At 66.7% G+C, this 13879-nt stretch carries 13 protein-coding genes; 7 read left to right on the top strand and 6 right to left on the bottom strand.

Annotated features, from left to right (window positions below):
* Positions 1 to 37: 37 nt before the first annotated feature.
* From ACZ60G_RS22675 to serS, 3 genes are all read right to left on the bottom strand, one after another.
* Positions 38 to 1465, bottom strand: coding sequence for an MFS transporter (locus tag ACZ60G_RS22675; RefSeq protein ID WP_465812008.1), 1428 nt, complete (start codon positions 1463 to 1465; stop codon positions 38 to 40).
* Between the two features lie 111 nt (positions 1466 to 1576).
* A complete protein-coding gene (locus ACZ60G_RS22670; protein WP_465812007.1) occupies positions 1577 to 3439 on the bottom strand; it encodes a putative bifunctional diguanylate cyclase/phosphodiesterase in 1863 nt (620 codons plus the stop codon).
* A 115-nt stretch (positions 3440 to 3554) separates the two neighbouring features.
* Positions 3555 to 4817 (bottom strand): serine--tRNA ligase, encoded by a 1263-nt coding sequence (gene serS, locus ACZ60G_RS22665; protein ID WP_465812006.1) that lies wholly within the window; start codon positions 4815 to 4817, stop codon positions 3555 to 3557.
* Positions 4818 to 4909: 92 nt separating this feature from the next.
* On the opposite strand from serS, the gene ACZ60G_RS22660 reads away from it, so the two are divergent.
* The 6 genes from ACZ60G_RS22660 to ACZ60G_RS22635 all read left to right on the top strand — a co-directional run bounded on the left by ACZ60G_RS22660 (position 4910) and on the right by ACZ60G_RS22635 (position 10687).
* Positions 4910 to 6601, top strand: a complete 1692-nt coding sequence (locus ACZ60G_RS22660; RefSeq protein WP_465812005.1) for an aldehyde dehydrogenase family protein — start codon at positions 4910 to 4912, stop codon at positions 6599 to 6601.
* A gap of 89 nt (positions 6602 to 6690) precedes the next feature.
* Positions 6691 to 7830: a septum formation family protein gene (locus tag ACZ60G_RS22655; RefSeq protein WP_465812004.1), complete on the top strand. Its 1140-nt coding sequence runs from the start codon at positions 6691 to 6693 to the stop codon at positions 7828 to 7830.
* Positions 7830 to 8180, top strand: a complete 351-nt coding sequence (locus tag ACZ60G_RS22650) for a metallopeptidase family protein (protein ID WP_465812003.1) — start codon at positions 7830 to 7832, stop codon at positions 8178 to 8180. Before ACZ60G_RS22655 ends, ACZ60G_RS22650 begins: the two co-directional genes overlap by 1 nt.
* Before the next feature lie 168 nt (positions 8181 to 8348).
* Positions 8349 to 8660, top strand: coding sequence for a PE family protein (locus tag ACZ60G_RS22645; RefSeq protein ID WP_465812002.1), 312 nt, complete (start codon positions 8349 to 8351; stop codon positions 8658 to 8660).
* Positions 8661 to 8711: 51 nt separating this feature from the next.
* The gene (locus ACZ60G_RS22640) at positions 8712 to 9860 is read left to right on the top strand and encodes a PPE domain-containing protein (RefSeq protein ID WP_465812001.1); all 1149 of its coding nucleotides are present in this window, start codon (positions 8712 to 8714) and stop codon (positions 9858 to 9860) included.
* Entirely contained in the window at positions 9857 to 10687 is an 831-nt protein-coding gene (locus tag ACZ60G_RS22635; RefSeq protein WP_465812000.1) for an ESX secretion-associated protein EspG, read from the top strand. Before ACZ60G_RS22640 ends, ACZ60G_RS22635 begins: the two co-directional genes overlap by 4 nt.
* A 32-nt stretch (positions 10688 to 10719) precedes the next feature.
* Here ACZ60G_RS22635 and ACZ60G_RS22630 read toward each other — a convergent pair whose 3' ends face one another.
* The 3 genes from ACZ60G_RS22630 to ACZ60G_RS22620 are packed head-to-tail and all read right to left on the bottom strand — an operon-like array spanning position 10720 to position 12744.
* Positions 10720 to 11382, bottom strand: a complete 663-nt coding sequence (locus ACZ60G_RS22630) for a histidine phosphatase family protein (protein ID WP_465811999.1) — start codon at positions 11380 to 11382, stop codon at positions 10720 to 10722.
* Complete coding sequence (gene pheA / locus ACZ60G_RS22625) at positions 11379 to 12293, bottom strand: prephenate dehydratase (protein ID WP_465811998.1); 915 nt, start codon at positions 12291 to 12293, stop codon at positions 11379 to 11381. Before pheA ends, ACZ60G_RS22630 begins: the two co-directional genes overlap by 4 nt.
* 10 nt (positions 12294 to 12303) lie before the next feature.
* Positions 12304 to 12744, bottom strand: a complete 441-nt coding sequence (locus ACZ60G_RS22620; protein ID WP_465811997.1) for a hypothetical protein — start codon at positions 12742 to 12744, stop codon at positions 12304 to 12306.
* A gap of 364 nt (positions 12745 to 13108) precedes the next feature.
* Between ACZ60G_RS22620 and ACZ60G_RS22615 the strand changes: the two genes are divergently transcribed.
* Entirely contained in the window at positions 13109 to 13870 is a 762-nt protein-coding gene (locus ACZ60G_RS22615) for a DUF2470 domain-containing protein (protein ID WP_465811996.1), read from the top strand.
* Positions 13871 to 13879: the final 9 nt, after the last annotated feature.

Raw genomic sequence — 13879 nt, 5'->3', positions numbered from 1 at the left:
GGTGCCGCCCATCGGCAGCGGTGTTACGCGAAGATACCTACGAATCGGACTTCCGACGCGGTAGCGAGGAAGGAATCAGCAGGGCTATCGCGAGCATGGATGCACCCAGCAGCGCGACCGTTGTCGACATCGACAGCCACAGCGTCGCGACCGCGGCGAAACCGAATACCGCCAGCGCGACAGCCTCCGAGGCGAGTCCGGACACAGAAGTGACCGTCGCACGTGCCGGGCCTTCGATCGCATCCTGCAATCGAGCCCCCGCCACGACACCGGCGTTGTAGACGATGCCGTAGGACGCGCCGATCGCCGTAAAACCCACGCCCGCAAGCACATACACCGCGCCCGGCCAGCGGACGGCGAGACCGGCGACCACTGCGCCGCCGATGAACAGCAGGCCACCCAGCCCCACCGCGATCGCCATGATGCGCGCCGACATTCCCTCGGTGCGCCCGGCCAAAACCGAACCCACCAGCGAACCGATCACCGTAATACCGACCAACACCGGCACCACCGCGGTCGCCACTCCGACCTCCGCGGCGAGCAATGCGAAGTACTCGTCGAATGCGGTAACCCCGGACAGCAGCGCCACCAGCGCCACCCCGTTGCGCACGGTCCGCACTCGAATCGCCTCACCGACACCAGTGCGCAGCATGTTCAGATACGTCGCGAACGGCCGCGATTCCGTCGATATCGAGGCAGCCATATCGGCAGTGTCCCGCCCCGGGCTTTCACTGTCCGCAGAGCGGCGAGCATGAGGTCCGGAGGGTCCGATGTCACCATCCACGAGCCTGGACGCACCCGGCTCGAGCACCACGGCGCCGACCGACTCCCCGGCCGGGGCAACGGCTGTTCGCGATATCCCGGACGAGTCGGCCGAATCATCCAGATCCTCTACCGCCGCGGCCGATACAGCCTTCGGCGCGCTCGGCAACGACAGCCCGACCAGAGTGTGCACCGCCGCGAACGCGACACTGCACCAGCCGAGCAACGGGTAGCCGCCCCAGATATACAACGGCGTGGCGGCGAGGATTGCGATCACGATCGCGGCTTCCGATGCCGCCCTGGCATAACCGATGATGCGCGGATACGCCCGCTGCTCGTTCCGGGCGACGAGTTCGTCGTAGAGCAATGCCTCGAACGTCCCCGACACCAGCGCGCCCGAGGTGCCCCACAGCACAAAACCGACCGCGAAACCCAGATAGGTCGGCTGCACTGTCCAGCACGCGAAACCAGCGGTCAGCAGCACACCGCTCGTTACGAGCAGCCCACGCCGCGACACCGTATCGGCCCAGGCACCCGATGGCACCTCGAGCAGGAAGGCGGTCACCGACCACATCGCCAGCAGCGAAGAGATCTGCCCGGTGCTCAAACCATGATCGGCGAACAGCACCGCGTACAGCGCATATAGCGGAATGAGATCACCGATGCCCTTGAAGAGCACCGCCCGCACCGTAAGCGCGCGCACATCGATCCCGCCGGTCCGCGACCTATCGAATCAATAACCGTAGATAAGCAAACGCATACCGTCAGCCTGACGACCCGCCCCCGAGCGCGTCAAGCGATTTTCCGGACGCACTCAGCCGAGCGGCAACCACCCGTTGGCGGCATGCAGGTCCCCATCGCCGAGTTCCCGATCGTTGAGCCCGGGGCCGACCCGCCCCTGATGCTCGTTCAGATCGGTGATCAGCTCCGAGACCGGATGCGAATCGCTGTAGTGATAGCCCTGTGCCAATGCGAAGCCGAGTTCGGTCAGCACCGCGGCCTGGTATTCGGTCTCCACGCCCTCGGCGATCACCTGCAGGTCCAGCGCGCTGCTCAGTGCGGCGATCACGCCGAGCAGTGGCGGCGCGGGCGAGTCCGAACGGATCGCGGCGACGAAGGACTGGTCGACCTTGAGGATGTCGCTGGGCAGGGTGGCCAGGCGGCTCAGCGAGGAATAGCCCGTACCGAAGTCGTCGATCGCGATGCGGACGCCACGCTCGCGCAGGATGTGCAGATTGCCGATGGCCGTTTGAGATTCCGCCGCCAGTTCGCTCTCGGTCACCTCGAGCACCAGTTGATCGGCTGGCCAGCCGGTGCTCGCCAGGATATTGGCGACGCGGTCCGCATAACCGGTCTCGGCCAGTTCCAGGCCGCTGACATTGACGTTCAGCGTCAGATCCAGTTGCGCGAAGGTCTCCTGTAGGCGAGCCGCGTCCGCGCAGGCCCGACGCAACACCAGCTCGTCCAGATCTGAGATGAGGTCGTATTCCTCGGCAATCCGGATCAGTCCCTCGGTGGTGACATCCGGCTGCGCACTCGACGACCAGCGCAGCAGCGCCTCGACACCGACCGCCTTACCGCCGCCCTCGGTCAGGCTGACGATCGGCTGGTAGTGCACATCGAGCGCGCCACGGTCGATCGCCTCGCGCAACTCGACCGCCAGCGGCAACTGCCGCGACGACTCCAGCACCGTCCGGTTGCGGCCCGCCTGCTTGGCCCGATACAGACCGACATCGGCCCGGCTCACCAGCAGCGAACCCGACTCACCCGGCTGCCAGGAGGTGACACCGGCCGAACAGCCGGTGGTCACCGATGCCCGCAACTGCTCGGTCAGCAGAATCGCCGCCTGCTCGGTGGTATTCGGCAGCAGCAGTGCGAAGGCGTCACCGCCGTAGCGAGCGAGTCGCTGATCGGGAGCGAGCAATTTCGACCAGGTATCGGCGACCCGCTGCAGCACCGCATCGCCCGCCCGATGGCCGAGGTGGTCGTTGATCTTCTGGAAGCGGTCGAGGTCGACCAGCACCAGCGCCAGCCCCTGACCGGTGCGAGTGGCGGTTTCGATCGCGCCGTTCAGCGCCCGGTCGAAACCGCGCCGGTTGAGCAGTCCGGTGAGCACATCGATATCGGCCTCGGACGCCATTCGGGTCAGGATGCCGACCACCACGCCGACGCCGAACGTCACACCGGCCGGAATCAACCCGGACCACCACGGCAATGTGGGATGCACCGGCCGCATCGGCATCACCCACAGGCACATGGCCATAGCGAACGCTATGTGCGCGAATGCCTGCGGCCACGCGAAGAACAATGCGGCATCACAGGCCACGAATACATAGAAGGAGGCGAGACTGATCGCGCCGACGGTATTCGGGAACGCATATACCGCGATTGTCACCAATACCGTCGCTATCGCGACATAACCATGGTGAATCCCATGCGGCAACCGCGGACCCCAGCCGAGCAGGCTGAGTCCGAGCAGCAGCGCCACCGCGGCGGCGGTACCCACCAGTGCTCGATTGCCTTCGCTGCCCGGGGCGATTCCCGTGATCAGCAGGCCGAGCGCGCCCCCCATGACATAGAAGGCGCCGGTGGTCCGGGACATGACCATTGCCGTCGCCAACGCAGACGCGGCCCGCACCCGGGTTCGGGTATCGCCGCGAGACCCGATTCCTCGCACGGGGAATAGCCTAGACATAGAAATTACCGACAGTTGCCACATCCTGTGAATCCGGCATGGCGAACCCCTAGCTATTTACCTGTAGGCAATGTGGGACGGGCTATTTCGACGTGATTTATCGCGGTGGTGTCAGCACCTCGGTACCGACGAACGGTACCAGCGCGGCGGGCACCCGGACAGAACCGTCGGCCTGCTGATTGTTCTCCAGGATCGCCACAATCCATCGGGTGGTCGCGAGCGTTCCGTTCAAAGTGGCTGCGATCTGCGGCTTTCCGTTCTCGTCGCGATAGCGCACGGCGAGGCGGCGAGCCTGGAAGGTGGTGCAGTTCGAGGTCGAGGTGAGCTCGCGGTAGGTCTGCTGGGTGGGCACCCAAGCCTCGCAGTCGAATTTGCGCGCCGCCGAACTGCCCAGATCGCCCGCGGCGACATCGATAATTCGATAAGGCACCTCGACGGCCGCGAGCATGTCCTGCTCCCAGGCGAGGAGACGTTTGTGCTCGGCCGCGGCCTCCTCGGGCTTGGTGAACACGAACATTTCGACCTTGTCGAATTGGTGCACCCGGATGATGCCGCGGGTGTCCTTGCCGTAGCTGCCCGCCTCGCGCCGGAAACACGACGACCAGCCCGCATAGCGCTTCGGGCCGGCGCTCAGGTCCAGGATCTCGTCCGAGTGGTAGCCCGCCAGCGGCACCTCAGAGGTGCCGACCAGGTACAGCTCGTCTTCCTCGAGGTGGTAGACCTCGGCGCTGTGCTGGCCGAGGAATCCGGTTCCGGCCATGATCTCCGGGCGCACCAGCACCGGCGGAATCATCATGGTGAACCCGTTGGCCACCGCCTTCTGCGCGGCGAGTTGCAACAGACCCAGCTGCAGCAGCGCACCGTAACCGGTCATGAAGTAGAAGCGCGCGCCCGAAACCTTCGCGCCGCGTTCCATATCGAACAGACCGAGCGATTCGCCGAGCTCCACATGGTCCTTGGGCTCGAAGTCGAATTTCCTTGGCGTGCCGATGGTCTCGAGCACGATGTAATCGTCCTCGCCGCCCGCCGGGGCGCCTTCCTGGATCACGTTCGAGATGGCACGGTGCGCAATGTCCATATCGGCGTCGGCGGCGTGCTGCGCGGCCTCGGCCTCCTTGACCTTCGCCGACATCTCCTGCGCCCGTTCCAGCAGGACGGACCGTTCCTCCGGCTTCGCCTTGCCGATCAGCTTGCCCATCGCCTTGTGCTCGGCGCGCAGGTTATCGGCGTTGGCCACCGCCGCACGGCGCGCCGCGTCCGCCTCGAGCAGCGCGTCGACGAGGGCGGGGTCTTCGCCGCGGGCGCGCTGCGAGGCGCGGACCGCGTCGGGGTTGTCCCGCAGGAATCGGAGGTCGATCATGGGTGTCCAGCCTAATGGTCGCGATATTGCTGTTTCACGCCGATATCCCAGGATGCGGACCGTGCCGGGATGAACGCGCGCATAGTTGGCTTGTGGGCACAACTTTCGACGAAACCGCTATCGATAACGCAGTGGCCGATCTGGTCGCGGGCGAGAAAACGTGGGCACACACCCCGCTGCGGCGGCGCCGCGAACTTCTCGACGATATCCACGCCCGTACCGGCCGCTTCTCCCACGAATGGGTGCGGGCCGCGCGCACCATCAAGGGCCTGGATCCGGACTCGCCGCTGGTCGGTGAGGAGTGGATGTCGGGTCCGATGACGCTGCTGCAGGCCACCGCCGCGTTGTCGGCCACGCTCTCGGCGCTGGAGGAAGGGCGCAGTCCGCTCGACGGGGTCACGTTGACCGAGGCTCCCGGCGAACGGGTCGCGGTGCCGATCCTGCCGCTCGACTTCTACGACCGGTTGCTGCTCAGCGGCTTTCACGGCGAGGTGTGGCTGCGTCCCGGCGTCGACGCCGATACCGCCCGCCGACGCGCCGGACTCGCCCAGCTCGATCCCACCGCGACCGGCGGCGTCGGCGCGGTCCTCGGCGCGGGCAATATCACCTCCATTCCCCCACTGGACGTGCTGTACGAGCTCTACGCCCACAACCGGGTGGTGGCACTCAAACTGAATCCGATCACCGACCCTCTGTTCACGGTGTACGAGATGGTCTTCGCACCACTGATCGAGCTCGGCGTACTGCGGATACTGACCGGTGGTGCGGAGACGGGCGGGCACCTGGTGCACCACGGCGACGTCGCGCATGTGCACATGACCGGCAGTATGCGAACCCACGACGCGATCGTCTGGGGTCCGGACGGCAAGGCCGCGGGCCGGCCGCTGCTGGACAAGCCGATCACCAGCGAACTCGGCGGCGTCTCGCCGACCATCGTGGTGCCCGGCGAATGGGAGGATGCCGACCTGCGCTTCCAGGCCGAGCACGTCGCGACCCAGCGACTGCACAACGGCGGCTACAACTGCGTCGCCACCCAGGCGGTGGTGGTGAGTGCGGAGTGGCCGCAGAAGGACCGTTTCCTCGCAGAGCTTCGGGACGCGATCGAGCGCGCGCCACAGCGGCGGGCCTACTACCCGGGCAGCGACGATCGGGTCGCCGCCGCACTGGATTCGTATCCGGACGCCGAGCGGCTCGGGCCGGATCGCGGACGCGTGCTCGTGGAAAATCTGCCGTCGACCGAAACGCCGCTGCTGCGCACCGAATACTTCTCGCCGGTGCTCGGCGTGGTCGAACTGCCGCATACCGGCGGTGAATTCCTGCAGCGCGCGGTCGATTTCGCGAACGACGAGGTGATCGGGACGCTCGGTGTCAACGTGATCGCGCACCCGAACACCATCAAACGGCTCGGCAGCGCCTTCGAGCGCGCCGTCGAGCGGCTGCGCTACGGCGCCATCGCGGTGAACGCCTGGACCGCACTGGCCTTCCTGGCCCCGCGCGCGTCCTGGGGCGCATACCCCGGCCACACCCTGGATGACGTGCAGAGCGGAATCGGCGTGGTGCACAACGCCTTCCTGCTCGACGATGTGGAGCGCACGGTGGTGCGCGGACCGTTCCGGCCGTCGCCGCGGTCGCTGCTGCGCGGCGAACTGGCGCTGTCACCGAAGCCGCCGTGGTTCGTCGACAATGCGACCGCGGCCGCGACGGGACGTAAGCTGACCGAGTTCTACGCGACCGCCAATCCGGCGCGGTTGCCCGGTTTGTTCCTGTCCGCGTTCCGCGGATGACGCACCGCGCATAGGTACGACCGGGGCGCTTCGAATCGATTCGACCAGGTCGTGGCACCAGCGATCAGACGCTGACATGATGGGTCGCGATGTCTGCTGATGATGTGACCATGGACCCGCACGAATCCGAGCCGCCCTCGGGCGAATCGTCGCGGGCGGAATCGTTCCCGCAGTCGGTGATCATCGACCGCGACGCCGTCGCCGACGGCAAGCTGCATCTGTCCGCGCCGAAGCTGCGTTGGGTATTGCTCGCCGCGGCGGCCGGCGCCGTCATCATCTCGCTGGTCGGTCTGTTCATCACCGGCTACGACAACGACAAGGGTCTGGAGGCACACAATCCGGGTTCACCCGGCCAGACCGCCTTGGACAAGGAGTTCGGCACCGCGGCCAGGGGCGATTGCCTCAGCTGGAACAAACAGGACCGCGGTGATCTGGTGAAGGTCGCCTGCTCCAACAAGCATCTGTTCGAGGTCGCGGCCGATGTCGATATGGCCAAATATCCCGGCGTGGAATTCGGTCCAGGCTCACGCTTTCCGGACTCGCTGCGACTGACCGAACTCAAGGAAGAGCACTGCACCCCGGCCGTCGACCAGTACCTGAACGGCAAGTTCGATCCGCGCGGCCGCTATGTCGTCGGCCTGATGTACCCGAGTCCGGACGGGTGGAAGCACGGCGATCGAACACTGCGCTGCGGACTCCAGTTCTCCGGTAGCACCGGCACTCCGCTGCCGACCACCGGCGCCGCTACCGAGCACGATCAGTCGAAGGTCTTCGAGCCCGGCACCTGCCTGGGTATCAATCAGAACCTGCCCACCGATCCGGTGGACTGCGCGCAGGCGCATGCCGTCGAGATCGTGTCCACCGTCGATCTCGGCCAGCACTTTTCCGGTGGCCCGCCCGCCAAGGACGACCAGGACAAGTTCATGGAGGACGAGTGCGCCAGGGCGGCCAACGACTACCTCGGCTCACCCGACGCGGTGCGCAATAAGACGCTGACGCTGTTCTTCGACTACCTCGACGCGCGCAGCTGGCTGGCGGGCAGCCGCAAATTGGACTGCATGCTCGGAAAGGGCACCGACCGTGAGGGTTTCGCACCGATCACCGGATCGGCGAAGGGCGAGATCCTGATCAACGGCCAGGCTCCGGTGCCGCCGCCGAATTCCGGACGCTCCACGCCCGCCCCGCTGCCCGGTGCCGCACCGCTGCCACCACAGCCGCAACCGCGCTGATGGCGGTGACCATGTCCGCGGACCGGTTCGAGGAGCTGGTCGGCGATGCGCTCGATCTCATTCCGGCGGAGTTGGCTCGCGCCATCGACAATGTGGTCGTGCTGATCGAACCGCGCAATCCGGAGGATCCACATCTGCTCGGGCTGTATCACGGGATCGCGTTGACCGAACGCGACAGTCATTACGGCGGCTCGCTACCCGACACGGTAACCATCTATCGCGAGGCGATTCTCGCTGTCTGCGGTGATGAGCGCGAGGTCGTCGAGGAGGTCGCGATCACTGTGATCCATGAGATTGCACACTATTTCGGCATTGACGAAGACCGGTTGCATGAGTTGGGATGGGGCTAGTCTTATCCAAGCTGTATTTCGGGCTCGGCTCGTCGAGCGCGAAACCAGCACGGATGACCGGAAGAAACTTGGGGATTCGATGGAACCGATCGCGTTGCTGTCGCGTCCTATCACTCGAAGGGGGAATTCTCGTGGTTCCGCCCCACAGCCACTAGAAGGAGTCGAGTCATGGTTGGACATGTACTGATCTCGCCCGAAGCCATTCTCGCCGCGGCGGCCGAACTCGATCTGGTCGCCGAGCGGCTTTCCGCAGCGTCCATGATCACCGCGCCGGCGACGCACGTGATTCCATCCGGCGCCGAAGAGGTGTCGTTCGTATCCGCTAGCCACTTCAACCAGGGCGCGGTGAGCCACGATCATGCCATCGCCCAGGGCATTCTCGAACTGCACCATGCTGCCCAGACACTGCGAATGCAGCTGGCTCAGCACATCGCCGGCGACGTCGTGCGCGCCGCCGGAGTCAACGCAATTCAGGTCTAGCCCACACCGCTGTCCTCAACCACCATTCAGACATTCAGGGGAGTTACAAGCATGGTTGCAGGAGTTACCGGGGTCGTCTGGATCGCCCGGCCATCCGAAGTCAACTCGGCCACCCTTCACGCGGGCGCACACGCGATCCCGATTTCGGCCGCCGCTACCGCGTGGGGCGGGCTCACGGCCGCCTGGGTCGACGCGACGACCACCGTCGCACGCGTCATGGCCGAGCTCGGTGTCGGCATGCAGGGCATCAACGGTCTCGCCGCGCTCGGCAAGCTGACCGGATTCCTCGGCTGGTCCGAACAGCAGGGCGTGCAGGCCGCGGCGATGGGTGGTAAGGCCGCGGCGAACGTCATCGCTTACGGCGTTGCCGCGCTCGCGATGCCGAGCCCGCCCGAAATCGCGGCTGTCAATGCCGCGTTGGCCGCTTCGACCAACCCGGCCGGCGCCGTCACCGGTGCCATGGAGGCCGCCGAGGTCGCCAGGAATGCCATGGATATCCGCGCGGCGCTGGTGATGGAAACCTATGAGGCGGCGACCTCGGCGATGTTGGCCACACCCGCCGAGTTCCTGATGCCGCCGCCGATCGCTGCGGGCGCGGGCCAGGCCAATCCGAGCGGGAATGCCGACGCCGCGTTCGAAGCGCCCACCGACCCGATCTCGACGGCGGTGGCCGCCGTGCAGGCGTTCGTATCCAACCCGGGTGTGGCCAGTGCCGCCACGCAGGCCGCACAGGCAGTCGGTTCGGTGGTCAGCACCGGTGTGTCGACGGTCGGCAGTGTGGCGACCAATGCGGTCACCGCCGCGGCAAGCACGCCGATGTCCACCATGGCACCGATGACGATGGGTGGCGCGATGGCCGCGGCGGGCAGCGCGGCCGCGACCCGTGCGGTCTCGTTCTCCGGAACTTCGGCCGCGGCGGGCGGCACCCAGCTCAAACTGCCGGAAGGCTGGGGTACGGGCAGCGTGATCGGCGGCAACACCGCGACAGTGGCACCCGAGACGGTCGCATCTGTCGAAGCCGCACCGGCCCGGTCGAGCAACAGCAGCGCGGGCAACCCGCTGCTGGGGAACCAGGCCCGCGGCGACGAGGACGACGAGGACGAGCACGACAGCAAGGTCGACCTGCGGTCTGATCACTTCACCGACGGCCGCTTCGCCGCCGACGGGGTGATCGGCGCCCACCCCGGGACGGTTGGGTGACCGTCCTCGGTACCAGTGGTGGGCCCTCCGCACTCGAGGCGGTTGTGCTGTCGCTCGACGAGGTCCAGTTTCTCCGCGAGAAGCTGGATCTCGATGACCTTCCGGTTGTGCTGAACGCATACGCCCGGTTCGACAGTGTGCCCGCACATCAGGCGGCAATGGCCGACGCGGCCGAGTCGCTCGAACAACGGGATCTGCTGATCGACAACATGGTTCAGCCCGACTTGGAGGACCGGCTGCGGGTGCTGAACCGCCCGCACTGGATTGTCACCATGCGGCTGATCGTCGAGGGGTACGTGAGTCGTTTCTGTCTGGCGAAGAGCGACGACCTTTCCGTCGTCGCCCTTCGCGGGCAGGACTCGTATGTGATCGACGAAGTGGGAATCGACCTGGCCGGCACCGTGATAGCGGCGCTCGGCACGGCCCCGCCACTCGAGCTCTACGGCATGAACGCACCGACCGAGGAGCTTGCCACGATCTTCGAGGACCTGGGCGATGCCACTGCCACCGCCGAACGACTGGCAAAGGTCGGCAATCCCGCGCAGGACGCGCAAACCCTCGCCTCGGCCGTGGTCGAAATCCATTCGCATGCGCAGATCAGCGCCGTGCTGTACGGAGACGGCACCCGCGACATCGTCGACAAGCACATCGCCGTATTCAACACCCGCAACGGGCGATTCATCTCGACGGCGAGCGTCGCCGACGACGGCACCGAGTGGTCGTCACTGGCCAGCGGTACTCCCGCCCGCCTGCGCGCCGCCGTGGAGGATCTGATCCATTCCTTGCCGGAGCGGGAAGAGTTTTCGAGGAGTCCGACGTTGGCCTGAGGGCTGAGCGGGGCGCTGTGCCCCAAAGGGATTCAGCCCATAGGGTCGTCGGCGGTTGGGGCCACTTCGTAGGCGAAGGGTGGCGTGAAGCGGCCCCAGCGGATGCATTCCCAGCCGCCCACGGGGCGGGGGACGAGTTCGATGGTTTCGGTGTTGTCGAGGTGGTTGTTGGTGGTGAAAGGCGGTGCCACACCACTGAGATTCCGGGAGACCAAGCGCATGGCGGCGCCGTGGCTGACCACCAAGATGTCGCCGTCGCTGCCGTCGGCCAGATATTTGGCGCGCAGTTCCTCGACGACCGGTAGGAAGCGGGCCAGGACGTCGTATCCGGATTCGCCGCCGGGGACGCGTTCGGCGAGATCGCCTTCGTGCCAGGCGCGGTAGATCCGCTGGAAGTACGCGTGGGCTTCCTCGGTGTTCAGACCCTCCATCTCGCCGACCTGAACTTCGTGGATGTCATCGAGCACCTCGACCGGTACGCCGGTTGCCGCCTCGATGTATCCGGCGGTCTGGCGGGCGCGCAGCGCGGCCGAGCAGAACAGCGCCTTCGGCGGCCTCAACAGATTCGAGCCGAATGTTTTCGCTTGGGCCGCACCGCGTTCGGTGAGCGGTAGGCCGGGGATACGGGTGTCCAAGATTTTGGCTACGTTGCCTTCGGTCTCGCCGTGGCGAACGAGGATCAGTCTGCCGGTCATAGGTCGGCCACCCCCTTACGCAATTGGGTCATCCACTCGGCGGCCGGTTCATCCGAGGGCGGTGGGGTTCCGGTCGCCGAGGTCGCAGGCCAGGAACCGAGGAAACGGATCCGCGCGGTGCGGTGCAATGCCTTGAGTGCCTCGGCGACCGCGGTGTCGTCGATATGCCCGACGCAGTCGAGGTAGAAGCGATAGGTGCCCATACCTGTTCGCGTGGGCCGAGATTCGATTCTGGTGAGATCGATGCCGCGGGTGGCGAATTCGGCGAACGCGCGCATGAGCGAGCCCGGTTTGTTGGGTAGCTCGAGCACGATCGAGGTGCGGTCCGCACCGGTTGCGGGCGGCGCGACTCGGGGACGGGTGACCAGCACGAAACGGGTAATCGCCTGCTCGTGGTCGGCGACACCCGACGCCAGGGCCGTCAGACCGAGGCGTTCTCCGGCCAGCGCGGTGGAGACCGCGGCGTCGGCATGACCGGCCGCGACATCCTCGGCGGCAGCCGCATTCGAGGCCGAGGTGTACATCTCGACATTCGGCAGCGTGCGCGATATCCACAGCCGCACCTGTGCCCCGGCGACCGGATAGGCGGCCAGGGTGCGAACATCCGCCAGCTCCGTCCCCGGCCTGGCCAGGATCGCAAAGCTCACCTCGAGCTCGGTTTCGGCGATGATCTGCAGCCGCGGACCGATGGCCAGCGAATCCAGGGTCGACGAGATGGAGCCCTCGACCGAACTCTCGATCGGCACGACGGCACCCTCGACATCACCGGACCGGATCAGGTCCAGCGCCGCACCTTGACTGGGCGCGGCAATCCGCTCGACCGGTCCGTCGAAGGCTTGCGAGGACTCGAGCTCGGCGAGGGCCATCTCGGTAAAGGTTCCGGACGGCCCGAAGTACGCGATTCGCGGCACGGTTACGACATTACTTGCGTGCGCGGAGGATGCTCAGAGTTCCAGCTAGATCGTCGGGTGCATCGGATTCGATCGCCAGCAACACGCTGCGCGCAGCCTCGACCGCAGGCGGCTTCAACGAGGTCAGAAAGGCGATATCGGGCCGAGCCAACGCCGCCCGAATATCCTCACCGCACAACGCCGCAACCGTTCCCGCGACAATAGCCAGCGCCCGCTGCCCATCGGAGGTGCGCGCGATGAATCCGCCATCCGAGTGCGCGACCTCGACCAGAAAACCGGCGATCTCCGCATCGCTCACGTCCGCGTCGAGAACCCGAACGCCGGCCGCCCCGGTCCCCACCGCCCGCACCAGCCCCTCCTCCAAACTCCGCCGCGCCGCCGACGGCGCCGCCAACGAAAGCAACACCGGCTCCCCCGCCACGCCATGCGCCGCCCGCACTCCATCCGCCATACGTCCACCGTAGCCACGCCCGCTGACGGCCCCACTCGCCTGGGCTCGCGGGGCCACCTGCCCAATCCCCGCCCGCTCACGGCGGTCGGCCACCCGACGCGCCTCCACCCGCTGGCACCGGGTCGCCCGATGGCCCGCACTCGCCTCAGTGCCACCTTCGCCCGCTGGCTTCGACACGCGCATTCCGCCTGCTCGCGAAGGATGGCGGCAAGGGTTGGGCCGCGCGCCGCCGGTCCTGCCGCAAATCGAGGCTCGCGGGCGGGGAATTGTCGGATTCGGGTGCGGGGAACGGTTGCGGAAACCGAGAGTCGTGACTTAGCTTAGGGTAACCTAATTGCACCGCGTGACTCGTATGGAGGCCTGCATGCTGAAGCCGACTGTTGCACCGTCAACCGCTGAGCGGGTTCGGAGTGCGTGCGCCCATGCGGAGCAGGCGGTGTTGGCGATGCCAGGTATTGATCCGACGCCGATTTCGGTGCATCACGTGCGGCAGTGCGGGGATGCGGTGATCGCAGTGCCGACCGCGTCCATGGCCGCGGTATTGGCCGGGAATTCGGGTGAGAGCGGTGCACCGGCGGTGCTGGAGCTCACCGATCATGCGCCGCTGCCGCTGCGGGAACCGGTGCGGGCGCTGGTGTGGCTGCGCGGGTCGGTGCGGGCGGTACCGACGCAGGCGCTGCGGGCACTGGCCACCCAGGTCGCCAAGGATCATCCGCATCCCGACCTGCTCGATGTCGGCCACGGTGCGACCCTGTTGCGCGTGGTCATCAACTCCGCGGTGGTGGCCGACTCGACCGGCGCCGAATCCGTCTGCGTCGACGAACTCCGACTGGCGCAACCGGATCCGTTCTGCGCACTGGAATCCGCCTGGCTGCAGCATATGGATGCCGACCACGCCGACATCATCGCCCAACTCGCCCGCCACCTCCCGCCGCGCCTGCAGACCGGTGCGGTGCACCCACTGGCCATCGACCGCTACGGCGTAACCCTGCGCATCGAAGGCCACGACGGCGACCACGACTTCCGCCTCCCCTTCACCGCCCCTGCCGACGACATCGAATCCCTCGGCCGCGCCGTCCGCACCCTCGCAGGCTGCCCCTTCCTGAACGGCCTCCGCCGCATCTGACGCGCCCAG

This window comes from Nocardia sp. NPDC102475 (assembly GCF_055584605.1).
Note: the sequence above shows the minus strand (reverse complement) of the source record. Positions and strands in the feature narration are given on the sequence as shown.